The organism is Pseudomonas sp. Pf153 (assembly GCF_001269775.1).
GTDB classification, from domain to species: Bacteria; Pseudomonadota; Gammaproteobacteria; order Pseudomonadales; family Pseudomonadaceae; genus Aquipseudomonas; species Aquipseudomonas uvaldensis.
Genome location: NZ_LHVL01000024.1, coordinates 16,259 through 39,217 on the forward strand (window position 1 = coordinate 16,259; position 22,959 = coordinate 39,217).

18 protein-coding genes, 1 tRNA gene and 3 rRNA genes are annotated in these 22,959 nt (G+C 61.3%); 3 read left to right on the top strand and 19 right to left on the bottom strand.

Annotated elements, in window-relative coordinates:
- Positions 1-40: 40 nt before the first annotated feature.
- Both gabT and gabD read right to left on the bottom strand, forming a co-directional pair.
- Positions 41-1,318: a 4-aminobutyrate--2-oxoglutarate transaminase gene (gene gabT / locus AD666_RS15280; RefSeq protein WP_053153395.1), complete on the bottom strand. Its 1,278-nt coding sequence runs from the start codon at positions 1,316-1,318 to the stop codon at positions 41-43.
- A gap of 174 nt (positions 1,319-1,492) precedes the next feature.
- A complete protein-coding gene (gabD, locus tag AD666_RS15285) occupies positions 1,493-2,935 on the bottom strand; it encodes an NADP-dependent succinate-semialdehyde dehydrogenase (RefSeq protein WP_053153398.1) in 1,443 nt (480 codons plus the stop codon).
- Between the two features lie 350 nt (positions 2,936-3,285).
- Here gabD and AD666_RS15290 point away from each other — a divergent pair.
- Positions 3,286-3,362: transfer RNA gene (locus AD666_RS15290), tRNA-Arg, on the top strand.
- 61 nt (positions 3,363-3,423) lie between these two features.
- Here the strand turns inward: AD666_RS15290 and AD666_RS15295 are convergent.
- The 5 genes from AD666_RS15295 to AD666_RS15315 form a co-directional block, all read right to left on the bottom strand.
- Positions 3,424-4,044: a hypothetical protein gene (locus AD666_RS15295; RefSeq protein WP_053153400.1), complete on the bottom strand. Its 621-nt coding sequence runs from the start codon at positions 4,042-4,044 to the stop codon at positions 3,424-3,426.
- Positions 4,041-4,601 carry an RNA polymerase sigma factor gene (locus tag AD666_RS15300; protein ID WP_371259596.1) on the bottom strand — a complete coding sequence of 187 codons (561 nt, stop codon included), beginning with the start codon at positions 4,599-4,601 and terminating at the stop codon, positions 4,041-4,043. Before AD666_RS15300 ends, AD666_RS15295 begins: the two co-directional genes overlap by 4 nt.
- Before the next feature lie 118 nt (positions 4,602-4,719).
- Positions 4,720-6,384 carry a VWA domain-containing protein gene (locus AD666_RS15305; RefSeq protein WP_053153406.1) on the bottom strand — a complete coding sequence of 555 codons (1,665 nt, stop codon included), beginning with the start codon at positions 6,382-6,384 and terminating at the stop codon, positions 4,720-4,722.
- A 141-nt stretch (positions 6,385-6,525) separates the two neighbouring features.
- A complete protein-coding gene (locus AD666_RS15310; RefSeq protein ID WP_053153409.1) occupies positions 6,526-7,107 on the bottom strand; it encodes a hypothetical protein in 582 nt (193 codons plus the stop codon).
- Positions 7,108-7,276: 169 nt separating this feature from the next.
- Entirely contained in the window at positions 7,277-8,269 is a 993-nt protein-coding gene (locus AD666_RS15315) for a zinc-dependent alcohol dehydrogenase family protein (protein ID WP_053153414.1), read from the bottom strand.
- 107 nt (positions 8,270-8,376) lie between these two features.
- On the opposite strand from AD666_RS15315, the gene AD666_RS15320 reads away from it, so the two are divergent.
- Positions 8,377-9,255 carry a LysR family transcriptional regulator gene (locus AD666_RS15320; RefSeq protein ID WP_053153417.1) on the top strand — a complete coding sequence of 293 codons (879 nt, stop codon included), beginning with the start codon at positions 8,377-8,379 and terminating at the stop codon, positions 9,253-9,255.
- Between the two features lie 23 nt (positions 9,256-9,278).
- On the opposite strand, the gene AD666_RS15325 is transcribed toward AD666_RS15320, so the two are convergent.
- The 3 genes from AD666_RS15325 to AD666_RS15330 form a co-directional block, all read right to left on the bottom strand.
- The gene (locus AD666_RS15325; RefSeq protein WP_053153420.1) at positions 9,279-10,592 is read right to left on the bottom strand and encodes an MFS transporter; all 1,314 of its coding nucleotides are present in this window, start codon (positions 10,590-10,592) and stop codon (positions 9,279-9,281) included.
- 36 nt (positions 10,593-10,628) lie between these two features.
- Positions 10,629-10,802 carry a hypothetical protein gene (locus tag AD666_RS26640; RefSeq protein WP_172679637.1) on the bottom strand — a complete coding sequence of 58 codons (174 nt, stop codon included), beginning with the start codon at positions 10,800-10,802 and terminating at the stop codon, positions 10,629-10,631.
- A gap of 128 nt (positions 10,803-10,930) precedes the next feature.
- Positions 10,931-11,491 carry a YbhB/YbcL family Raf kinase inhibitor-like protein gene (locus AD666_RS15330; RefSeq protein WP_053153423.1) on the bottom strand — a complete coding sequence of 187 codons (561 nt, stop codon included), beginning with the start codon at positions 11,489-11,491 and terminating at the stop codon, positions 10,931-10,933.
- 137 nt (positions 11,492-11,628) lie between these two features.
- Between AD666_RS15330 and AD666_RS15335 the strand changes: the two genes are divergently transcribed.
- Entirely contained in the window at positions 11,629-13,164 is a 1,536-nt protein-coding gene (locus AD666_RS15335; RefSeq protein ID WP_053153427.1) for an FAD-dependent oxidoreductase, read from the top strand.
- Between the two features lie 33 nt (positions 13,165-13,197).
- Here AD666_RS15335 and pgaD read toward each other — a convergent pair whose 3' ends face one another.
- The 9 genes from pgaD to AD666_RS15380 all read right to left on the bottom strand — a co-directional run.
- Positions 13,198-13,749: a poly-beta-1,6-N-acetyl-D-glucosamine biosynthesis protein PgaD gene (gene pgaD, locus AD666_RS15340; RefSeq protein ID WP_053153430.1), complete on the bottom strand. Its 552-nt coding sequence runs from the start codon at positions 13,747-13,749 to the stop codon at positions 13,198-13,200.
- A complete protein-coding gene (gene pgaC / locus AD666_RS15345; RefSeq protein ID WP_053153433.1) occupies positions 13,746-15,101 on the bottom strand; it encodes a poly-beta-1,6-N-acetyl-D-glucosamine synthase in 1,356 nt (451 codons plus the stop codon). The genes pgaD and pgaC overlap by 4 nt, the downstream gene beginning before the upstream one ends.
- Position 15,102: 1 nt before the next feature.
- Entirely contained in the window at positions 15,103-17,100 is a 1,998-nt protein-coding gene (gene pgaB / locus AD666_RS15350; RefSeq protein ID WP_053153436.1) for a poly-beta-1,6-N-acetyl-D-glucosamine N-deacetylase PgaB, read from the bottom strand.
- A gap of 12 nt (positions 17,101-17,112) precedes the next feature.
- Positions 17,113-19,593, bottom strand: a complete 2,481-nt coding sequence (gene pgaA / locus AD666_RS15355) for a poly-beta-1,6 N-acetyl-D-glucosamine export porin PgaA (protein WP_053153439.1) — start codon at positions 19,591-19,593, stop codon at positions 17,113-17,115.
- Positions 19,594-19,834: 241 nt separating this feature from the next.
- Entirely contained in the window at positions 19,835-21,340 is a 1,506-nt protein-coding gene (locus tag AD666_RS15360) for a YdgA family protein (RefSeq protein ID WP_053153441.1), read from the bottom strand.
- A 155-nt stretch (positions 21,341-21,495) separates the two neighbouring features.
- Positions 21,496-22,131, bottom strand: coding sequence for a hypothetical protein (locus AD666_RS15365; RefSeq protein ID WP_053153444.1), 636 nt, complete (start codon positions 22,129-22,131; stop codon positions 21,496-21,498).
- 194 nt (positions 22,132-22,325) lie between these two features.
- Positions 22,326-22,441 (bottom strand): 5S ribosomal RNA (gene rrf, locus AD666_RS15370).
- Between the two features lie 107 nt (positions 22,442-22,548).
- Positions 22,549-22,664 (bottom strand): 5S ribosomal RNA (gene rrf, locus AD666_RS15375).
- Positions 22,665-22,822: 158 nt separating this feature from the next.
- Positions 22,823-22,959, bottom strand: a 23S ribosomal RNA gene (locus AD666_RS15380); the annotation flags it as partial.

The window sequence follows — 22,959 nt, forward strand, 5'->3', positions numbered from 1 at the left end:
ACCCGCCGAAGCGGGTTTTTTTGTGAATCAGCGCACAGGATCAAAGCTCGGCGAAGCACTCTTCGATGATCGCCAGGCCTTTGTCCAGTTGCGCGTCCGGCGAGGTCAGCGGCACCAGCACCCGCAGGACGTTGCCGTAGGTGCCGCAAGACAACAGGATCAAGCCCTTTTCCCGAGCCTTGGCCACGATCTGGGCCACTGCGGCGGCGTTTGGTTTGTGGGAATCGCCGTTTTCGAACAGCTCCACTGCGATCATTGCACCCAAGGCGCGGACTTCACCGATCACCGGATATTTTTTCTGAATGGCCTTGAGGCCAGTTACCAGACGCTCGCCCACGGCCTTGCAGCGGTCCAGCAGGTGCTCTTCTTCAAACACTTCCATTACCGCCAGCGCAGCAGCGCAAGCGATCGGGCTACCGGCGTAGGTGCCGCCCAGGCCGCCTGGTGCGATGGCGTCCATGTACTCGGCCTTGCCGCACACACCGGCCAGTGGGAAACCGCCAGCGATGGATTTGGCGAAGGTGGTCAGGTCGGCAGCGACGCCCATCTGTTCCATGGCGAAGAAGGTGCCGGTACGGCCGGCGCCGGTCTGGACTTCGTCAGCGATCAGCAGAATGCCGTGCTGGTCGCACAGGGCACGCAGACGCTTCATGAATTCCTTCGGCGCGACATAGAAACCACCCTCGCCCTGAACCGGCTCGATGATGATCGCAGCGATGTCACGCGGCTCGGCGTCGTTCTTGAAGATGCGTTCGATGCTGGCGATGGAATCGTCGATGCTCACACCATGCAATTCGTTCGGGTACAGCGCACGGAAGATACCGCCTGGCATCAGGCCCATGCCCGCCGAGTACGGCACGACTTTACCGGTCAGGCCCAGTGTCATCATGGTCCGGCCGTGGTAGGCACCGGTGAAAGCAATCACGCCGGCACGGCCGGTGGCGGCGCGGGCGATCTTCACGGCGTTCTCGACCGCTTCGGAACCGGTAGTGACCAGCAGGGTTTTCTTGGCGAAGTCGCCGGGCACCTTGGCGTTGATTTTTTCGCACAGTTCCACGTACGGCTCGTAGGCCAGGACCTGGAAGCAGGTGTGGGTCAGCTTGTTCAGCTGTTCCGTCACGGCGGCGATAATTTTGGGGTGCACGTGGCCGGTGTTCAGTACGGCGATGCCGCCGGCGAAGTCGATGAATTCACGGCCTTCGACGTCGGTTACCGTAGCGTTCTTCGCGGAATCAGCGAAGATCGGGTGAATCTGGCCAACACCGCGTGGAACAGCGGCGGTACGGCGGGCCATCAGATCAGCGTTAGTCTTGCTCATTACAGTCCTCATTCGCCGCTCATCGGTCGGCGTGGGTCAAGGATTACACGGCGAGAAGTCAACGGCGGCAGCATGCGATGATCGACTGCCACGGCGTTCCCGGCCGCAGAGAAATTACGTTTTGAAACGGCGCAAAGGGACAGCGCTCTCGTGCCCTTCGCGCTTGCAGCAGGATCAGATACCCAAGCAGAGGTATTTGATTTCCAGGTAATCCTCGATGCCGTACTTGGAACCCTCACGGCCCAGGCCCGAGGCCTTGATACCGCCGAATGGCGCGACTTCGTTGGAAATCAACCCGGTGTTGACGCCGACCATGCCGTATTCCAGGGCCTCGGCCACACGGAACACTCGGCCCAGGTCGCGAGCATAGAAGTACGAGGCCAGGCCGAACTCGGTATCGTTCGACATCGCGATCACTTCGGCTTCGTCTTTGAAGCGGAACAGCGGCGCCAGCGGGCCGAAGGTTTCTTCCTTCGCCACGGCGGCATCCTTCGGCACATTGGTCAGGATGGTCGGCTCGAAGAAGTTGCCCTCCATCGGCTTGCCACCGGCCAGCACGGTCGCACCTTTGCCAACGGCATCGGCGATGTGTTCCTGGACCTTGGCCACGGCTTTTTCGTCGATCAAGGGACCGGTGGTGGTGCCGTCTTCCAGACCGTTGCCGATCTTGAGCTTGGCTACCGCGGCCTTGAGTTTTTCGGCGAAGGCGTCGTACACCGAATCCTGGATGTACAGGCGGTTGGCGCAGACGCAGGTCTGGCCGTTGTTGCGGTATTTGGAAATGATCGCGCCCTCGACGGCCTTATCCAGGTCCGCGTCGTCAAACACGATGAACGGCGCGTTGCCGCCCAGTTCCAGGGAGACTTTCTTGATGTCCTTGGCACATTCGGCCATCAACTGGCGACCGATCTCGGTCGAACCGGTGAACGACAGCTTGCGCACGATCGGGTTGCTGGTCAGTTCACCACCGATGTCGCCAGCGCTGCCGGTGACCACGCTCAACACGCCTTGCGGGATACCGGCACGGTGTGCCAGCTCCACCAGGGCCAGGGCCGAGAACGGGGTTTGCGAGGCCGGTTTGATGACCATGGTGCAACCGGCGGCCAGGGCCGGGCCGGCCTTGCGGGTGATCATCGCGGCCGGGAAGTTCCACGGAGTGATGGCGGCAGTCACGCCGATGGGCTGCTTGATTACAATCAGGCGCTTGTCAGGCTGATGACCGGGAATCACGTCACCATAAATGCGCTTGGCTTCTTCGGCGAACCACTCGATGAACGATGCCGCGTAGGCGATTTCGCCCTTGGCTTCGGCCAGCGGCTTGCCCTGCTCCAGGGTCATCAGGCGACCCAGATCGTCCTGGTTTTCGATCAGCAATTCGTACCAGCGGCGCAGCTTGTTGGCGCGCTCCTTGGCGGTCAGCGCACGCCAGGCCGGCAGCGCCTTGTCGGCGGCTTCGATTGCACGACGGGTTTCGGCAGCGCCCATCTTCGGCACGGTACCCAATACTTCACCCGTGGCCGGGTTGGTGACCTTGATTGTCTGACCGTTGTCCGCATCGACCCAAGCGCCATCGATAAAGGCTTGCTGGCGGAACAACTGGGTGTCTTTAAGCTGCATGTCGGCTTTCCTTAACAGCACCGCGCGCACGCGGAGCGAATTAGAGTTGTAGAAAGGCGCCTTATGGGCTGCCGTCAGGGAAATCATTCACCGGGCTGAAGCACAGAAATAACGCACAACAAGCATAGACGTGCGGTTCAGCACCCAGACAAGAGCGTTTGAAATCTCAAACGAATCCTAGGGCCGATAGGGGTGAAGGACAATAGTCTGTTCGAAAAAAAGAACAAAAAAGCCGCATTTGCCTGTTTTTTCTGATCAGCGTAGCCGATGCCCGCCCAAGGGCAGGAAAACACCGGCGAATCAGCAGCATGGACGCCCGGCATGCTTATGAGTATCATGGCGCCCGCATTGCACCAGTAGCTCAGCTGGATAGAGTACTGCCCTCCGAAGGCAGGGGTCGTGGGTTCGAATCCCGCCTGGTGCGCCATACAGAATCAAAAAGCCCCGAGTCGTAAGACTTGGGGCTTTTTTGTGGGCGATGTTTTTTCTCAACGCTTTCGCAATGCCTCCAACCGCGCAGGCAGATCCTCCTTGGGAAAGCGCTTGTGCAGCGCCAGCAGCTTTTCATCCGCCGCCCTGACCTCTCCTGCTTGGCGCAGGCGTAGGACCTCCGTCAATTCTTCTTCCAACGACGGCAGCGCAACGGGTGCGCGCTTGCTCATCTTCGCCGCAGGTTTGTCCGCGTGAAGCTGGCCGGCGAGGCTGTCCGGAGCCTGGGCCATTTCGGCCTGGGGCGCCATGCGGACCATCGGCGCGGGCGCCGGCATGGCGGGTGCTGGCGCGGCGGCAGTGACCGGCGCCTGGCGGTCGGTGGAATCATCCCGCGAAACCGGCGCGGCCAGTTCGTCATGGGGCACCGGTGAACGAATCACCAGCCCGATTATCAGCGCGACGCCGGCGACCGTGGCGAATGCCATTTGCCAGCGTGGCCGTTGGCAGGCCTGCAGCCAGCGTTGCCACAGGCTTGGCGTGGGAGCCGGCGCTTCGCGGTGCGCGGCGGCCAGGATGGCGGCATCCAGGTGCGCGGGCGGTTCGCCGCCGGCGTGCTGGCGGAAATGCTCGATCATCGCGTCTTCATTGGGATCCTGGGTGTGTTTGGAATCGATCATGCGGGTACCTCCTCGGCCAGCAGGCGGTGCAATTTCTGCTGGGCGTAACGCAAGCGGCTTTTCACCGTTTCCAGCGGGACGCCGGTCAGGGCAGCGATCTGTGGCAGCTCCAGGTCACCGTGCAGGCGCAACAGGAAGACTTCCCGTTGGTCTTCGGGCAAAGCTTGCAACGCGGCCTCCAGGCGAGCCTGGTCGCGGCTCAGGCTCAACTGCTGCTCGGGGCTGCCGGTGTCGTCGGGCTGGACGTGAAGCTGCTCGTCGTAGCTGTCATGCAGCGGGTTGTGGACGCCGTGTTTGCGCCAGTGGTCAATCAAGCGATTACGGGCAATCTGGAACAACCAGGTGCGAAAACTCGCCCGCCCCTGTGGCTGGGTGGTGCTGCGGATCAGACTGAGCCAGGTGTCCTGGAAGATTTCCTCGGCCAGTTCGGCTTTGTTGCTCAAGGACAGGAGGAAACGGTAAAGCCCCTGCCGATGACGGGCGTACAGGGCTTCAAAGCAGGCCCTGTCGCCGTTTCGATAGCGAGCCAGCAGCGATTCGTCGCTGGATGGGTCCATCTGAGCGGACATGTGGGTGGCGAACTCCTTTCGTGTGAACGCGGTCTTGCAGACAACAAGGGCCAACTGTGGGAGCGAGCAGGCTCGCTCCCACAATCGGTCCTCGTTGTGCTTGGGATCAGTATCTGGCCGCAGGCTTGAGGCTCTGGGCCAGCTCGACCATCTGCACGAACTCGGCACGCAGCCCGAACGGGTCATCGCCCCGGGCAGAGCGGGCCAGTTGAGCGGTGTCCTTCAAGCTCATGGCGCCAGTGTAGCGTCCATCGCCCTTGAGCTGCTGGGCGAAAGCGGCCACGGCGGCCGAGAAACGCAGATCGTCGCTGGCCTTGCCTTCGCTCTGTGTGGCGGCAATGGGATGTTCGATCAAGCGGCTGCTGCCACCCTCGGCAGGTTTGTAGCGCACACGCAACATCGCCAGTTCCCCTGACGGGCCTTCGAGTTGGGGCGTGCTGCCGTAACGCAACGGCTCCAGCCAGCCCTGCTCGCCCTTCGGCACGATTTCATACAATGCCGTCACCGTATGCCCGGCGCCGATCTCCCCGGCATCGACCTTGTCATTGTTGAAATCCTCACGCTTCAGCGCCCGGTTCTCATAACCCAGCAGGCGATACTCACTGACCTGGGCGGGGTTGAACTCCACCTGCAACTTCACGTCTCTCGCCACCACCGCCAGGGTGGAACTGAGCTGGTCCACCAGGACCTTGCGCGCTTCGAGCAGATTATCGATGTAGGCATAGTTGCCGTCACCGGCGTCGGCCAGTTGCTCCATCAGATGCTCGTTGTAGTTATCCACACCGAAGCCCAACGTTGTCAGGGATACACCGCTCTTGCGCTGGTCCACCGCCATCTGTTTGAGGCTGTCGAAGTCACTGATGCCGACGTTGAAGTCGCCATCGGTCGCCAACAGGATGCGATTGATGCCTTTGTCGATGAAGCTTTCCCGCGCCATTTGATACGCCAGCTCGATACCCGAGGCCCCCGCAGTGGAGCCGCCGGCGTTCAGTTGATCGATGGCGTTACGAATGCTGGCCTTGTCGCGCCCCGAAGTGGGCTTGAGCACCACCCGCGATTCGCCGGCATACACCACCAGCGAGACGCGGTCCTGGTCGCGCAGTTGATCCACCAGCAATTTGAGCGTGCTCTTGACCAGCGGCAAGCCTTCGCGACGGTCCATGGAACCTGAAACATCCACCAGGAATACCAGATTGGCCGGCGCCAGCTCCGCCACCGCACGATCGGAAGCCTTGATGCCGATGCGCAGCAGACGGGTGTGAGGATTCCAGGGCGAGGATGCCACCTCGGTGGTCACGCCAAACGGCGAGCCGTCGGTGGGCAGCGCGTAATCGTAGGGAAAGTAGTTGACCATCTCCTCCAGTCGCACAGCGCCTTCAGGCGGCAGGCTGCCCTGATTGAGGAAACGTCGCACATTGGCATAACTGCCGGTGTCGACATCCGCACCGAAGGTCGACACGGGGGTTTCGGCGACGCTATGGACAGGGTTATCCGGCAGCTTCTCGTATTGCTCTCGCGGTTCGGTACGGTAATCCCCGACGATGGCATCGTTCGCCACACTCGGCGCGACCACCGATGCCGGGGCAGCCATGCGCTTGGTCAGCGGTTGGCGAGTATAGGCAGCCTCGCTTTGTAGAACCGGGCTGGGAGCTACCGGTTCGACCGGCTTGGGGGCCTCTCGGGAAGACAACCCACAACCGGCCAGCGCCACCAATAAGGTCATTGCAAAGCCCTGGGCAGCGGGACGCAGGAATGGACAGGGAAGGGACATGGGCTGAACCTCGTGAATGAATGATCCGTTCACAAGCTCAGACGAGGGGTATCGGGGATTCGGGTTAAGGGCCGGACATTATTTTACGGCGCACTGCAATCGCAGGCCCGGCCCCCCGAAGGCGACCAGGCCGCAAACCGACTAACGGGACGGAATGGCCTGCAGGTCATCGGCGATAAAGCGGCTCAGCACACCGGTGTAGTAACCCTCGACGTCGGCATTACCTTTGTTGGTCAGCGCCCCCATCATGCTTTTCATGTTCTGCATCTGGCCTATCGCGCCTGCAGGCATCAGCCCTTCACGGGCCTGGGCAAAGTGCAGTACTTCGGCGCCGGCCTTCTTGACCTTGACCTGATAGCTGAAATCGACGCTGGCGAGGTACGTGCCGTCGGCAACGATCTTGCTCATGAAGCCGCCCTGAGTGTCCTGGATACGACGTGTGTAGACGGCGTTCACATCCAGCAGGTAATCGGCGGTTTCCTTGCTGTCGGCATAACGATTGCCGTCGAGCAGGCGGACGATCAGGTCGGAGTGCAGTTGATCGCGGACCTTTTCGTCAGGAAGAAAACGTTCGTTCTTGCCCACGACTTCGACATTGAACGTGTCGATCCAATAGGTGGCGGTCTTGGGGATGGTCACGGGGGCGGGAGAAATATAGTAGTCCGGCTTGGAGGCACAGCCTGCCATGAGGCAAGCAGCAAGCAACAGTGCAAAAACGCGCATGTCTGAATTCGTCCCTGGGAAATGAAGAGTAAAAAACCGGCGGCATTTTAAGGGAGCCGAGCGTTTCTCACGTCACCTTTTTCATTTGTGTACGCATTTCTTTCAGCGAAACGTCATCAAGTCAGAAAAGCCCAGGTCCTGGAGACTGGGCTTTGCTGGCTTCCATGGTTCACATGTCAACCACCGTCTTCCCTGCGCCAAGCCCCTCGGCCACTTGCCTGAACGCGCCGTTCACGTCGTCCAGGCCAAACCGATGTTCGTCCACCTTGATTCGCAATTGTCCGGCTTCGACCAGTGCCGTCGCCTGCCGCAGGATCTGCCCGTGGTGCTCGCGCCCCTTGCCGGTCAGCAGCGGCATCAAGGTAAACACCCCAGAATAACTCGCGCCTCGAAACGACAGCGGTGCCAGGCTGTGCTGGCCCCACCCCAGGCAACTGAGCACGTGGCCGGTGTACGCCTTCACGGCGTTGAACGACGCATCCAGGGTCGAGCCGCCAACCGTGTCGTAGACAATGTCGAAGCCCTCGTCATCGGTGTGCAGGCGCACGTAGCTGTCGGTGCCCTGGGTCCGGTAATCGATGGCGGTGGCCCCCAGCTCGCGAATGAAATCCAGGCTACCGGCCGAGCCAGTGGCATAGACCCTGGCGCCTCGGGCCTTGGCGATTTGCACGGCCATCTGGCCGACACCACCGGCGCCGCCATGGACCAGCACCTGTTGACCGGCCCGGACGTTGGCGCGATCGACCAGGCCTTCCCAGGCCGTGATGAAGACCAACGGCAAGGCCGCCGCTTCACGCATGCTCATCGACCGGGGCTTGGGTGCGATCAGCGACGCATCGACGGCAACGTATTGGGCCAGGGCGCCCTGGATTCCGCCGATTCCTGCAGCCATGCCGAATACCTCATCGCCAAGGATGAAGTCGGTGACGCCATCGCCCAGCTCGACGACCGTGCCGGCCAGGTCGATTCCCAGCACTGCGGGAAGCGGTTGGCGGGCATGGGCGCCGCCTCCCGTCGCAATCTTGGTATCCAGCGGATTGATGCCGACGGCATGGACCTTGATCAAGACCTGTCCCTTGCCAGGCACGGGCCGGGCAACAGGACGGATGACCAAAGGGGCCTGGGCGGTTTCAGCGATGGCGGCGAGCATGGTGTCGTTCATGTCAGTGACCTCCAATGAGTGGGTGGAGCACATGTTGCAACCCACGATGCATTCCGATAAGTAAGCAAGTACGGATAGGTTTTATTCCATGAAGAGGCCAAATTCCGATGGATCTGTTCGACGCGATGCAGGTATTCGTACGGGTGGTGGAGCGCGGCTCGTTCTCGGCTGTCGCCAGGGAACTGAACCTGGGCCAACCGGCGGTGAGCAAGCAGGTCCGAGCGCTGGAGCAGCATCTGGGTGGCGCGTTGCTTGCCCGCAGCACCCGCCAGCTTGCGCTGACCGACCAGGGCCAGCGCTTCTACGCGCAAAGCAAGGAGATACTCGCCAGCCTGGACGCGGCCCGGCTCAGTTTCGCCAGCGGACAGGAAGAGATCGCCGGCCCCTTGCGTGTGGCGGCGCCAGTCAGCTTCGGGCGGCTATGCATCGCGCCGCTGCTGGGCGAGTTCCTGGCGCGCCACCCCAAGGTGCGGATCGACCTGCGGCTCAATGACCAGAACGAAGATGTGCTGAAGGAAAACATCGATCTGGCCATTCGCATCGGCACGGTGAAGCACGAAGGGCTGGTGGCCGTCTCCCTCGGCGACAGTCCGCGCCGGGTCTACGCCGCTCCCGCCTATTTGCAACAACACGGCACGCCGCTCGAACCGGCGGATCTGACCCGCCATAACTGCCTGGCCTTCACGCTGCTGGAGCACTACGACACCTGGCGTTTCGACCAGGAAGGCAGGCAACACTGCGTGACGATCAAGGGCAACGTCACCAGCAACAGTAGCGAGGCCATTCGGGAAATGGTGCTGTCGGGGCTGGGCATTTGCCTTTCACCCCAGTGGTTGTTTGCCGCCGACCTGCGTCAGGGAACCGTGTCGCAGCTGCTTGGGGATTACCAGCCAACCGCCCTGCCCATCAATGCGGTCTTCAGCAGCGACCGCCGACGCTCGGCACGTACGCGGGCCTTCGTGGACTTTCTGCGCGAACGCCTCTGATGAGACTGACCGGACGCGCAAATCTAGGACTCACACACCAGAGGCGATGGCGCCGACTTCGTGGCCCGCCCCGGAAAATACGCTGCCGCACCCACCCCCACCGCGCCCATGACCACGCAGTAGGCCACACACACCCACGGGCTCCAGGGCACCAGCGCTATCAGTAGCAGCGGCGTCATGCTGGCCCAGAGGGCGTAGGCGATGTTGTAGGTGAGCGAAATGCCGGACACGCGGATTTTCGCCGGGAACAGATTGACCATCACCGAAGGCACCGCGCCCACCACACCGCATCCCAGGCCAGCCACGGCGTAGGCCAGGCCCAGCCAGGCACCGCCGCCGATCAGGCTGGCGTAGAGTAACGCTATACCCACCGGCAGCAGCAGGCTGTAAAGCATGACGGTGCGCCAGGCACCGAAGCGGTCGACGATGAGGCCGGCCAGAACGCAGCCGATGTTCAGAAAGACAATACCCAGACTGCTCAAGGCGAAAGTATGGCCAGGGGTCATGCCAAAACTCTTTTGCATGACTGTCGGGGTGATGACCACGAACACCACCACGGCGGAGGTCAGCACGCAGGTGAGAATAGCGGCAGGCAACAAGGCGTGGCGATGGTCACGCAGTACCGTGCGCAGGGGCAGTTCCGCCGCGCCGTCACGGTTGGCTTGCAGGGCCATGAAGATCGGCGTTTCGCTCAGCCAGCGACGCAGCCAGACACCGATCACGCCAAAGACGCCACCCAGCAGGAAAGGCAGCCGCCAGGCGTAATCGAGGATTTCGGTGGGGGTGAACAGCCGTGCCAGCGCCGTAGCGGTCAGGGCGCCCAGCAAGTAGCCAAAAGTCAGCCCGGCCTGAAGGAACCCCAACGCGTAGCCACGATGCTGCGGCGGTGCGTGTTCGGCCACGAATACCCAGGCACTCGGCACCTCTCCCCCCACTGCCGCGCCCTGCAGGATGCGCAACGCCAACAGCAACAGGGGGGCGAAATAGCCGATTTGCGCGTAGGTCGGCATCACCCCGATGAGCAGGCAGGGCAGCGCCATCATCAGGATGCTCAGGCTGAATACCCGCTTGCGTCCCAACCGATCGGCAAAGTGCGCCATGAGGATGCCGCCTAATGGGCGCGCCAGATAGCCGGTGGCGAAAATCCCGAAACTTTGCAGCAAACGCAGCCAATCGGGCATTTCCGGCGGAAAAAACAACTGGCTGAGGGTCAGGGCGAAGAAAACGAAAATGATGAAATCATAGATTTCCAGCGCGCCGCCCAGGGCAGCCAGGCCCAGGGTCTTGTAGTCGGACCGGCTGAATCGGTCGCCTGGCAGATGCGTTGTGTCAGTCATAGGCAGATAGCACAAAGGTTGAGAGAGGACGACCGTTCAGTCGTCGCTTCGGTTGTCCATGGGCGGAACCGGCGGTTGGCCCGGTCCGGCGTCTTCGGCCTCGTCTTCAGGCAGAAAGTCCTTGCGGCTGCGCGCGATGGCACGGCGGATTTCGTCGCCTTTGGTGGGGCAGTTCTTCAGCCGGGCAATGCCGTCGGTTTTCTGCGTCATCGCCGTCCTCCGGCATGTGAACAGGGGCTCGATAGTGCTCGCTTTTGGCGCGCGATGCCAATGTTGTGGTTGGGGCCGCTGAGCGGCCCAACGGGAATGCCCCTCGCCACAGGGTGGCCAGCGGGCCGTCAGCGGTGGTAGCGACGCACCACGCTGCTGTTGCGCAGTACGTGGCCTTTGATCTTTTCCATCAATTGGGCACGGGTCAGACCGGCAGGCAGCGCTTCCGGTGGCAAGTCCAGGGCGTAGATCTGGATCAGGTAATGGTGGGCGCTATCACCGACAGGTGGACAAGGACCGATATAACCAAGGGTATTCTTGCTGTTGGTGCCGCTCACTCCGTCCAACGCCGACTTGGCACCCACGCCTGCCGGAATCTGCCGCGTGGAGGCCTTGATGCCGTAATGCACCCAATGGTCGACGCCCTGGCCCTTCTGACCATCCGGATCATGCATGACGATGGCGTAGCTGAGGGTGCCGGGCGGGCCGGCGTTCCAGCTCAGGGCCGGGGAAACGTTCTTGCCGCCGCAATTGTTCGCATCGCTGGCGGCCGCTGCGGTGAAGAGGCGGTCGTCCGACACACCGGGAATGCTGAGGGTGAAGCGCTCCTGCGCCTGGACGGTTCCCTGTGCGCACAACACGAGGGCAACGGCGGCCAGCCAGGGAGCAAGGGAGGTTAATCGAGTCATACCGGGCACCTTATGCGGTTCAGGCCATGGACGGCTTGCGAACTATAGCCGCAGCGCCCGCCGGGTTGCAGTGACAATTACGCTGAACCTCATGCCCTCCCCCGGTTCCAATGGGAAACGCCTGTCGGAGAGCCATCATGCCTGTGCATCATGTCGCCCGTTTCGCTGATGTGCGCGAGGACCGCGGCCTCGAAGTCAACATCAACGACACCGCTATCCTATTGCTGCGCGCAGGCGGCCAAGTACGTGCCTTCCAGGGCAAATGCCCGCACGCCGGAGCACCGCTGGCCAAAGGCGCGGTGTGTCATGGCAGGTTGATCTGTCCCTGGCACAAAGCGGCATTCCGGGCTGAAGACGGCGCCCTGTGCGAGCCGCCGGCCTTGGACAGCCTGGCGCGCTATCACGTCGAGATGCGGGGCGACGATGTCTGGGTCGACGACCAACCGCTGCCGGCCGAGAAGATCCCACCGGCCGATGACTCGCGCACGTTTGTCATCATCGGCGCCGGGGCTGCCGGCACGGCTTGCGCCGCGGCGTTACGAGAGAAAGGGTTTGGCGGTCGCATCCAGATGATCGATCGCGAAGCCGAGGCCGGATACGACCGTACCGTGCTGAGCAAGTACGTCCTGGCCGGCGACATGAAGGTCGATGAGAGGCCGTCTCTGCGTGATGAAGCTTATTTCACCCAGCAACGTATCGAACGGATCCAGGGCGACGTCACGGGCCTCGACACCACCGCTCGTCAGATCCACCTCGCCGACGGCCAGTCGCTGAACTACGACGCCGCCCTGATCGCCACCGGCGGCACGCCCAGGATCCCGGATCTGCCAGGCATCGATTTGCCGCAGGTGTTCGTACTGCGAAACCTGGAACATACCCGACAGATCGTCGACCACGCCCGGGCAGGACAACGGGCGGTGATCATCGGCGACAGCTTCATTGCCATGGAAGTCGCCTCGTCATTGCGCAAGCGGGAGCTGAGCGTAACCGTGTTGGCCCGTCATCCCGTGCCGTTCGCCAAGCAGTTGGGCGAGAGCGTCGGTCAGGCGATCCTGGCCCGGCATCGCGCCAATGGCGTCGTTTATCACACCGATGGCGAGGCGGTGCGCATCGAAGGCACCGGCCGGGTGGAAGCCGTGGTGCTGGATAACGGCCAGCGCTTTGGGGCAGATCTGGTGATTGTCGGCGTCGGCGTGCGCCCGGCCACCGAGCCGTTTACCGACCTGCCCGGGGAAAAGGACCAGTCCTTGCGCGTCGACGCGGGCATGCGCGTGACCGATGGGGTGTGGGCGGTCGGTGATATCGCGACTTTTCCCCTCGACGGCCAGCCCCTGCGCATCGAGCATTGGCGCCTGGCCCAGCAACAGGCGCGCATCGCCGCGGCGAACATGCTCGGCGCCGACGAACATTACCTGGACGTGCCTTTTTTCTGGACCTATCACTTCGGCAAACGCTACGACTACCTCGGCCATGCCGAGCAGTGGGACGAGGTGCAGTTCAAAGGCTCACCCGAGCACCCGCCCTTTATTGGCTTGCTGGGCAGAAATGGCCTGGTTGCCGCCGCGGTAGCCTGCGACGAAGGGCGGGCCATGGCGGCCCTCGCCCAGCGTATGAAACAACCGTTGCCGGTGGATGAGGCGTGGCGGCTGGTTCGCGATTTCTCGACGTCCTGAGGACAGGGATTTGCAAGCGCCATCGCGAGCAAGCTAGGCTCCTATGGTGTTGTCGTCGAGCGCTTGTGGGAGCGGGCTTGCTCGCGAAGGCGTCGGTTCAGCCTGCAATGATGTCGCCTGATACTCCGCTTTCGCGAGCAAGCCCGCTCCCACAACGGACGGTAGGTGTTGGAGGTGAGGCACTACGTGACTGATGTCGCCGTCCTGGTTGTTGTGGATAACTTTCGAGCCCGGCTGGCGCAAGGTGCCCAGGCGCTCGTCGCACAACTTGAAGCGGTTGCTCAAATCCTGATCATCCACCACCGGCGCCGGCAGCCGACGCTGGGCGAAACGGCCGCTCTTGCGCTGCTGATATCGCGCCCAGCCGATCAGGATGGCGGCGTTGACCAGCGCCACCCAACCGTAGATCTGCAACGTCCCGAGGGTCTCCAGCCATGCGCCCCCCAATCGCGGCCCCGCCTGACTGTCGAACAGCGGCCATAAGCCGGTGATCAGCAGATACAACAGCCCGATCCATGCCAACACGGTGAAACAGACATCGATCACCACCAGAAAAGGGCGTTGCCGGGTCCTGATAATCTTCATCGGATCACTTCCTCTTCTTCCTCACCGAACGGTTTGATGCCGCGATCCGGACTGATCCAGCGCGCACGCTTCTGATGCTGCCCGAACAACACTTTCGGAAAGCTCACCAAGGTCGTGAGCAGGCTGATCAGCCAGAACACCAGCGGATACCAGACCACCCAGAACATGATGTGCCACAGGCCCTTTTCGTAGCGGCGATCGATCAGGATGCTCACGGCGAACTGCATCAGGCACACCACCGCCAGCAACAGTCCGGTGAAGGCCGGCGGCATCAGGTGGTCCACGGCGATGGCCGCCGGCATCTCGACGAATTTGCCGGCGCCCCAGAAAACCACCGACAGCAGGAAGGTGAACGCCCACCCGGTGGACAGGCAATATTCGAACAGCAGCGGCCACAGGTAACGATGCCGGTATTGCCAGATGCCGCGAATATTCTTGAACAGCACCTCGGCACCGCCCTGGGCCCAGCGCAGCCGTTGCCGCCACAGACCGCGCAGGGTTTCGGGCATCAGGATCCAGCACAGCGCGCGAGGCTCGTAGAAGATGCTCCAGTGATCCAGTTGCAGCTTCCAGCTGATGTCGATGTCTTCGGTGATCATGTCCGGGCTCCAATAGCCAACCCGGTGCAGGGCCGTGCGCCGGAAGGCGACGATCACGCCGGAGACAGTGAAGATCCGCCCGAAGACCCGCTGTGTACGCTTGATCAGACCAATGATCGAAGAGAACTCACCCACCTGGACCCGGCCCACCAAGGTGGAGCGGGTGCGGATGCGCGGGTTGCCGGTCACGGCGCCAAGGCGGGCGTTGTCCAGCATCGGCGCCACCAGGTAGGCGCAGGTATTGGGCGCCAGCAGCGCATCGCCATCGATGCACACCAGGTATTCGCTGCGTGCGGCAATGGCGCCCATGCGCAGGGCCACGGCCTTGCCCTGGTTCTCTGCCAGGTGCAGCACGCGTAAGCGCGGGTCTTGCGTCGCCAACTGATCCAACACCGCGCCGGTGCTGTCCTTGGAGCCGTCGTTGATGGCGATCACTTCGATATTCGGATAGTGCTGCCCCAAAGCGGCGTGGATGGTGTCGGCGACGTTGTCGCCTTCGTTGAAGCATGGCACCAGGATGCTGATCAGCGGCTCACCGGCCAGGGGTGGCGGCAGGGTGTCATCTTTCCACGGCCAGTGGCGTTCCCAATGCAGCCAGAAATACAGGCCGCCGGCGATCCACAACCCGGACATGAACAGCGGATAGAAAAATACGAAGTCCATCAGGAATTGCCCGGTGACCAGGAAAATCAGCCCCAGGGGTACCCCAAGGACAATCGCCAGTACCAACAGGGCGAGCAGTCTGTCGAGCATGTCAAGGATTCCACTTGTTGGAGAGCGCAGGACGCACGGTTTTCACGGCGGGCTGGTCTTCGATGAAGTTGTCCGGGTAGTAGCCGAAACTGGTCACGCCCTGGCGTTTCAGCAGCCCCATCCATTCGGCCAGTTGCGCGCCGTCGATGTCAGTGGCCGGTTGGCTGTGCCAGTCACGGGCCTGCAGTTCGAACACCGTGCGCTTGAGCGCGCCGGGGCGAGCCTTGACGGTGCTCACCAAGCGTTCGAGCCAGGGACCGGACTGCCGGCGGGTCTGTTTCTCCATCAGCGGCATGGCCATTGGTGCCGTCCAGTCATAGGCGCCAAGGAAATCGTCGAGATTCTGGGCAAACCAGGCTTCGCTTTCGGGATTGAGCATCGGCTCGGCGAACAGATTGCGTGCTGTCAGTACCTGCGGCCCGCGAATCGCCCGGACCTTGGCGGTCAGCTCGTGGGTAAAGTCGATCAGGTAGCGGCTCTTGAAGCGGGTCCAGCGTTGCATGGCCGCCGGGTCATCGCGCAAGGCTGCGATGGAGGTCGACAGGCCGTTGTCGGCATAGACCTTCAAGGCAGCGGGGCCGGCATCCTCGAAGTCGGAGAACACCGCGTCGTCATGGTACAGAACGCCGTCTACCGAACTCATTCGCGCCATGTCCTCGTAGACCTCGCCGATCACTTGCCGAACCTTCGGGTCGAAGGGTGACAAACGGACGTACTGATCCTTGGCGATGCCGGTCCTGCCAGTCTCCGGGTCCCAACGCTGCACGCGCGGCAGCTTCGAGTCCAGGGCAAAACTGAGCACGGGCATCCAGGCGAAGACCTTGGCGTTCGCTCGGGTTTTCAGCTGCCATGCCACCCGATCGAACAGATCGGCCCGTACCGGCAGGTGACGGTTAGGGAAGTACAGCGAGTGCACCAGGCCGTCACCTTTCGGGTCAGCGAAGGCTTGCAGGAACACGGTGTTCGCGCCCAAGTCATAGATGCGCTGGACCAATTTGCCAACGTTGGCTTCCTGCTGGACGGGGTCCGGGTCATAGACGTAATCCAGATCGACATGAACCACTCGCATCGGGTCCATCGTCTGCACGGAAACGATGCTTTCAGCGAAGTGCGCACCATCCGGATCGGAGGACACCAGAAAACGCGGCCCGCTCATCAGGTTATCGAGGCTGTCGAGGCCATCCTCCAGGGTCAGGGCCATTTGGTAGCCTTCATGACCAATCACCTGTAGCGCGGTGCCGTCCGCTTCCCCATACGGCCAGACCCAAACGCGCGGACTATAGCCTGCGACTTTACGGATTTTTTCGGAAATCGCTGTCACGTCCTTGCGCAGGCGAGCCTGGAAGTCAGCCTCGGTTTCATAGCGCCCGGTGGAAGGATCGTAGCGGCGGGTGGTCGCCGCGGGTTGCTGGTTACCTTGCGGATTGGCCAGCACGCCCTTGTGATTGGCATCGGTGTGAGCGGCGATTTCCACCAGGCCAGACTGGGAGACCTCGCGGATCTGCTCCCACGTCAGGAATTCTGAACGCTTGCGCGGCACTCCGGCAAAGTCCACTGCCTGGTTCGACGGTGTATCGACCCAGCTGCCCACCGGGGCCAGAATCGCCGGCCAATTATAAGCGCGCAGAATCGGCATCACGCGGGTGTAGAAGCTGGAGTAGCCGTCGTCGAAACTCAGTAACACCGCCCGGGGTGGTAGTTGCGGGCCGCCATTGCGGGCGGCGATGATCTGGTCCACCGTGACCGGCTGATAGTTATTCTCCCGCAGCCACGCCAGCTGTTCGATCAGACGCTCGGTGCGCACGGCCACCAGCGCCTGGTCCGGATCGCGATCGTTCACGTCGTGGTAGGCGATACCGAGCACATGGTTTTTCGGCCATGGGGTTTCATTGGCGGCCAACGGACGCTGCAAAGGAGGCGTGAACGCCGGGGCCTGCTGGGCGCAGGCGCTGACCAGCAAAACGCCCAGCAGAAGGATGAATCGCGAAATGACAGGCATCTTCAAACTCTTCTAGAAGCGATAGGTGAGGTCGACGAGCAGGCGCAGATCACTTTCGCGATCGCCGTCGTAAGGGCGGTTGAGCCAGCTCAGCGCGGCACCGGCCTCGAGTACGTCGTTCCAGATGAAACGCTGTCCGTAGCCGAGCAACCCCATGGCACCGGTGCCATGGTCGCGCTGGCTGTAGGTACCGGCGCCGATCTGAAATTGCTGGCTCCAAGTGGTTTCATACCGGCGGTACAAGACGTGATTGGCGCTTAGGGTCGGCATCACACCGAGGTCCGACTTGGGATTGAAGTACGGTACTTCATCGGTTCCGCTATTGCGGCTGACACTTACTTCCAGGCCTAACTCCACTTGCAGTCGAGGCGCGCTGTATAGGCCCTCGCGACCGCTGAGCAATGCCTCGAGACGATTATTGCCATCGCTGAAATGGGACGGGCTCACGGTGAGTCGCCACTCGCGACTTTCATGGGCACGCCAGCGAACAAAGCCAGTGCCGCCATTGGCGCGGATACCGCTATTGAGCGCCCGCAACGGTGTGTTCGCCGAGAGGTAATCCAGGCTGCCGCCGTACTGCCAGTGATCGTCGATATCCCGCGCCACCGCCAGGCGTGCGCCCTGTTTACTCCCGGAACCGTACGCATGGTTGGAAACCTCCGCCTCAAGCGTCATGTCCCGAGTACGTCGTTCCACGCCAAGGCGCTGCCAGCGATGATGCCCGGTACCTTCCTCGAAATCGCCCGTGGCATAGCCGACGCCGCCGAACAGCCGCCAGTCTTCATCGATGGGCGGGCTGTAGAGCAAGGTCTCGATGCCGAAATCCCGGCTACCGGTCACCGCACCGGCCTCACCGTTGCCACCACCGTAGCTCTTGCCGGTGTAGGCTTCGACGCGCAGCTCGGCCATATCATGCACGTCGCGCTGACGTTGCAGGCGCTTGACATGAGCGTTCTCCGGGTAGCGGGCCACCACATCGTCAGTCAGCGCATCCAGTTGCCGCCACTCCTGCAACTCCATGGCGGTACGGGCCTGGGCGACCTCCAGGTCACGGTTGCGCGGGGTCGTGGTTTCAACTTCCTTGAGCAGGCTTTCCGAGCGTCGCGGCCATTCGCGGGCCCGATACAGATCGGCCTGGGCCAGGCGCAAGCCGATGTTGCCGGGTCCCTGGTTGACCAAGGCGTTCAGGCGCGCTTCGGCGGACGGGTAATCCGCACCGTAGGTACCGGCCTGGGCGGCGAGTAGCTGGGCATCCATCCATTCGTCGTTGGGGTTACCGATGGGCAGCCCCTTGAGCTCGACGCGCGGACGCTGGGACTTTGCCAGATCCTCGGCCAAGGCCCGGGCCTCCTCTGACTTTTCGCTTTCCAGCAGGGCGTAATAAAGTGCCGTGCTGTCCTCGAAGCGATCCGCCGCATCGGCGTCCGGCGCCGTCAGGACCTGGCGATAGAGCTCGACGGCGATTTCCGGCTGACGCTGCTCGAGATAGGAGGACGCCACCCAGCGCAGCGCGTAAGTGGGAATGCTGACCCCCTCGGCGCGCAACTTCTGATATTCGGCAATCACCTCCGACCGATACGCACGCGCGTTGAGGGCCCCCATGCGGTCGATTCGCCAGCGGAGCACATCATCGTGAGCCTCGGCCACCGGCGTCCAGGTCGCGAGCAATTTGTCGTAGTCGGCCAAGGCACGGTCAGCGATGACAAACCGCTCTTTTTCGCCACGGGTCGCCATGTCCGCCAGACGAACCCGCTCAGCGGCCACATCACCTTCAAGCCGCCGCTGTACGCCACGGTCCACCAATCCCGGCTGTAGACGGGCCAGGCGCAGGGCCGGCTCCGGCAGGCGAGCCCGTTGCAGGGCGTTGATGTATTCCCGGGCAATCTCCGGGTTGTTGCCGGCGCGAGTGAAGGCCTGGTCGTATTCGAACAGTGCCTCATGCGGATTGTCGGCACGGGTCAGCGCGTAGCCCAGGGCCATCCGGCGCATCGGGTCGTGGGGTTGGGTGGCGACCAAGGTCCTGGCGCGACTGACAGCTTCGTCAGGCTTGCCCGCGTCGGCCTGGGTCAACGCCAGGCCGAGTTGCAGGTCAGGGTTTTGCGGGTCGAGGACTAACGCCTGGCGATACAGCTGCGTAGCTGAATCCCAGCGCTTGAGGTTGCGATAAGCACGAGCCGTTGCGCTCAAGGCCTGGATGGGCAAAGTCCGATGGCGCCCCTGGGTTTCGTAGACCTGTACCACTTCGGCATCGAGGCCGGCCCAACTGGCGATTTGCAGGTGATCGCTGACCTGCGTCGTGCTGGCCTGGTCAGCCGGCACCTGGCGCAATACAGCCAGGGCGGGGGTGTAGCGACCGGCGCGGGCGTCACGAACCGCTTCGTCATAGGCGGTATCGGCAAACGCCAGCGCAGGCCAGCATAATTGGCTGCACAGCACGACACTAAACAACGGGCGCAAACCACATTGAATAAAAGGACCTACGGTACGCGGCATTCGTCAGCACCCTTACATGGCCAGCCGGGTCGCAGTGCCCCCTTGCCCATCAAACAGGAAGCCGGATCAACGGAACCCAGCCAAGCTCTAATGGGCTTAGTCTTGCATCCCCGTGCGGGTCACTTTTCGCAGCGCAACAATTCTTCAGAATCGATCAGATTTGCTGCCGGCTTTTCAGCGGGCCAAAAAAAACCGGCCGGTGCGCAATGCACGGGCCGGTTCTGGATGACGCTGCTGGGGATTATTGAACGGCGACGCCGCCACCCATCTGATTCATCACAAACGTGATGAACTGCTCAACCGTCATCTTCTGGCCGTTGAAATCAACCTGATCGTTGGCATAGCGCAGTTTGCTCACCACGTCATTGCCCTCCAGAGTCGCCAATTGTGTCCCCACCGCCATTGCACTGAACATGTCGCTGGTGGCGGAGGCCTGATCGGCGATCAACTTGGCGTCGGTCTGGCCTTCCATTTGCGCCTGCACGGTTGCCAGATCCGCCAGCATCGGCTTGGACACCTTCACATTGAGTTCCAACAGAGCAAGCAACTGCCGACCCAGCTCATCAGGTGGCAGGTCCATGGACTGAGGCTTGGCCAGGTTAATGATCAGGCTCGCGCTGCTTTCGCCGTTAGGAGTGCTGAAGGACAGCTTTTCCACCGCCACTTGCGTGCCGGCCAGGATCTTTTCCAGATCAGCCTTGACCTGCTTCTCTTCGGCTTCGGTCAGGTTCAGCTCAGGAGCTGGCTCACCGGCTTCAGCGGCCTCGGCGGCGGCTTTCTCATAAGACGGTAGCTTGGCCTGATAGAGCTGCATCAGCGACATCGTAGCGGGGACATCCAGGTTCTTCAGGCTCAGCGCCATTTGTGCGGAGCCGATAGCCTTATCGTTGAACGACAATTCGCCGATCTTGTAATCGGCACGCCCCGAAGCACTGGCACCGCTCTCGGTACTGTTGTTCCTCATTTCCAGATTCTTCAGGCCCACCACTGACTTCTCTGCACCGAAGCTGGCTTTGGTGTTACTGAGGATCAGGGCGTTTTCACCCAGGTAATACCCATACGAACTCTTGCTCAAGTTGCTGGCGAGCGTGAGACCGCTGACTTCGACTTGTACCGGGCTCTGATCCTCCTCCGAGACGGTGGTCAGTTTGAGGCTGTCCATATAACCGTCGAGCTTGATCTTCTGGGCCTGGGCGCTGGCAGCCAGGTCGATTTTCAGGCCGGAAAAGATAAGCTGGGATTGTTCATCCAGCTTGGTGTCCAGAGGCAGGAACTCCAAGGTACCGTTGACTGACTGATCGTAACCGAGGTTAAACACGCCCTTGACCGGCGATTTGTCCTTGGCGGCGGCAAACCATTTTTCAGTCAACGGGTTGCGCTCGATCTCGGTGTGGCTTGTGGCCATGACCGGTAGCCATTTGAGTGTCATCAGACGCGAAAATGGCAGCGGACCATGTTCGATATTGTCTACCAACTGCAGTTCAACCGCTTCGCCGCCAAACATTTCGCCTTCACCCTTGAGGCGATAACGAGCGGTGCTGCTGAAGATCCCCCGCTCCAGCGAAACCAGCTCGATGGAAGACGAGCTGTTGGAACCGGTCAAGGCGATCGTCATCTGCTTGTTGCTGTCGGCAATTGCGTTCTGCAGTACACCTTCGAGCTTGGTGCCGGTGTACCAGGCGCCGCCCGCGCTGATCGCACCGACAACCACGACGATTCCCAAGAGTACGCTTGCTGATTTATTCATGAGTGACCCGATCGATATCCATGGTTTAAAAAGTCGTCGTCTTCCCTGGCCCGCGAAGGGGGTGGCTCGACGCCGTGAAGTGCGGGGAGATTACCATCAGGCCCCGGTAGAGGCCCAATGTTTAAAGGGGGAAAAGCGAATTCTTGAGAGGTGGTCTACGAATATTGGACTTCGATCTCATCCAGTTGATGGTCGAAGGTCCTGAGGCGTGCCGTCCAGGTGTACACCAACACCTCAAAATCACGATTGATCACCGCTGCGCCCGATGATTCTGTGCGGGGGTCGCAGAAGTCCAGCTGATAGCGTTCACGGGCCATGGCATTGGCGACATCGCACAGTTCACGAGCATTGTTCAACCAGTGCCAGTCCTCCTGTGCAACTTGCTTGTCCAAAGCGGCGCATTGGATCTTCAGAGCCTCGAGACTTTTTTCCAGCGGGGTGCCAGTCAGCTCTCCCATGACTTCCTGGAAGGTACGACCAGGCTGCCAGTAGCTGCCCCAGAAGTAACGGTCAAACACCGTCTCGACCCGACGTAGCGCAACCTTGGTGTCCCAGATCAACAGCAGAGTCTTGCCTTGTCCCAGGTGTTTTCTCTTGATGCGTTGGCCCTGTAGCGATGCCCAGGCCACGACAGCAATGGAGATTACACCGATCAGAGCGGCTGCACTGTCGAGAAATATCAGCGCTTTTTCGATCTGGTGAGTCAGCATGACGCCATAGAAATACGTCGCTGAAAGCAGCACCAATGCTGCGATGGCACACCAGAAACCAGGAGCATAAGGGTTTTTCATTATTGGAATCCCCATGACCAGTGACGCATTGACCTCGCTGGCTCCGTTTCTGGCAGAGCCTTCGACATTCAAAGCATAGCAATGGCCACGGGGTTTGCCGGTGGCGGTCGCACATTCAGGTGATCATCCGATTACCGGCCCTGAAACGACAAAACCCCTGTCTACGTCAGCAGACAGGGGTTCTGGGAATTCAATCTTGACGATGACCTACTCTCACATGGGGAAACCCCACACTACCATCGGCGATGCATCGTTTCACTTCTGAGTTCGGGATGGGATCAGGTGGTTCCAACGCTCTATGGTCGTCAAGAAATTCTGTAACCAGCCCGTTCAACAGTAACGTGCCGGTAAAATCAGTAACTTCTACTAAAAACAAAACCCCTACCTGCATCAGCAGATAGGGGTTTCGGAATTTAATCTTGACGATGACCTACTCTCACATGGGGAAACCCCACACTACCATCGGCGATGCATCGTTTCACTTCTGAGTTCGGGATGGGATCAGGTGGTTCCAACGCTCTATGGTCGTCAAGAAATTCGGTAGCCGGCGCGTGCCATACGGTCACGTTCCAGCGAATGGGCATGCGATAGTTTGTGTGTGCCTTACGAACAAGTCCGAACTTTCGGTTCGTTTCGTCTTCACAACACCGCAATCTGGTCTCTATCGAGACCCAAATTGCTTGGGTGTTATATGGTCAAGCCTCACGGGCAATTAGTACAGGTTAGCTCAACGCCTCACAGCGCTTACACACCCTGCCTATCAACGTCGTAGTCTTCGACGGCCCTTCAGGGAGCTCAAGGCTCCAGTGAGATCTCATCTTGAGGCAA

Bases quoted from the DNA above. Each gene is read 5' to 3' on its own strand.
- AD666_RS15300 (WP_371259596.1), bottom strand. From the start codon at position 4,601: ATGGACCCATCCAGCGACGAATCGCTGCTGGCTCGCTATCGAAACGGC.
- AD666_RS15330 (WP_053153423.1), bottom strand. From the start codon at position 11,491: ATGACTCGATTAACCTCCCTTGCTCCCTGGCTGGCCGCCGTTGCCCTC.
- pgaC (WP_053153433.1), bottom strand. From the start codon at position 15,101: ATGCTCGACAGACTGCTCGCCCTGTTGGTACTGGCGATTGTCCTTGGG.
- AD666_RS15360 (WP_053153441.1), bottom strand. From the start codon at position 21,340: ATGAATAAATCAGCAAGCGTACTCTTGGGAATCGTCGTGGTTGTCGGT.
- AD666_RS15305 (WP_053153406.1), bottom strand. From the start codon at position 6,384: ATGTCCCTTCCCTGTCCATTCCTGCGTCCCGCTGCCCAGGGCTTTGCA.
- pgaD (WP_053153430.1), bottom strand. From the start codon at position 13,749: ATGAAGATTATCAGGACCCGGCAACGCCCTTTTCTGGTGGTGATCGAT.
- AD666_RS15320 (WP_053153417.1), top strand. From the start codon at position 8,377: ATGGATCTGTTCGACGCGATGCAGGTATTCGTACGGGTGGTGGAGCGC.
- AD666_RS15325 (WP_053153420.1), bottom strand. From the start codon at position 10,592: ATGACTGACACAACGCATCTGCCAGGCGACCGATTCAGCCGGTCCGAC.
- AD666_RS15365 (WP_053153444.1), bottom strand. From the start codon at position 22,131: ATGAAAAACCCTTATGCTCCTGGTTTCTGGTGTGCCATCGCAGCATTG.
- gabD (WP_053153398.1), bottom strand. From the start codon at position 2,935: ATGCAGCTTAAAGACACCCAGTTGTTCCGCCAGCAAGCCTTTATCGAT.
- AD666_RS26640 (WP_172679637.1), bottom strand. From the start codon at position 10,802: ATGACGCAGAAAACCGACGGCATTGCCCGGCTGAAGAACTGCCCCACC.
- AD666_RS15310 (WP_053153409.1), bottom strand. From the start codon at position 7,107: ATGCGCGTTTTTGCACTGTTGCTTGCTGCTTGCCTCATGGCAGGCTGT.
- gabT (WP_053153395.1), bottom strand. From the start codon at position 1,318: ATGAGCAAGACTAACGCTGATCTGATGGCCCGCCGTACCGCCGCTGTT.
- pgaA (WP_053153439.1), bottom strand. From the start codon at position 19,593: ATGCCGCGTACCGTAGGTCCTTTTATTCAATGTGGTTTGCGCCCGTTG.
- AD666_RS15335 (WP_053153427.1), top strand. From the start codon at position 11,629: ATGCCTGTGCATCATGTCGCCCGTTTCGCTGATGTGCGCGAGGACCGC.
- pgaB (WP_053153436.1), bottom strand. From the start codon at position 17,100: ATGCCTGTCATTTCGCGATTCATCCTTCTGCTGGGCGTTTTGCTGGTC.
- AD666_RS15295 (WP_053153400.1), bottom strand. From the start codon at position 4,044: ATGATCGATTCCAAACACACCCAGGATCCCAATGAAGACGCGATGATC.
- AD666_RS15315 (WP_053153414.1), bottom strand. From the start codon at position 8,269: ATGAACGACACCATGCTCGCCGCCATCGCTGAAACCGCCCAGGCCCCT.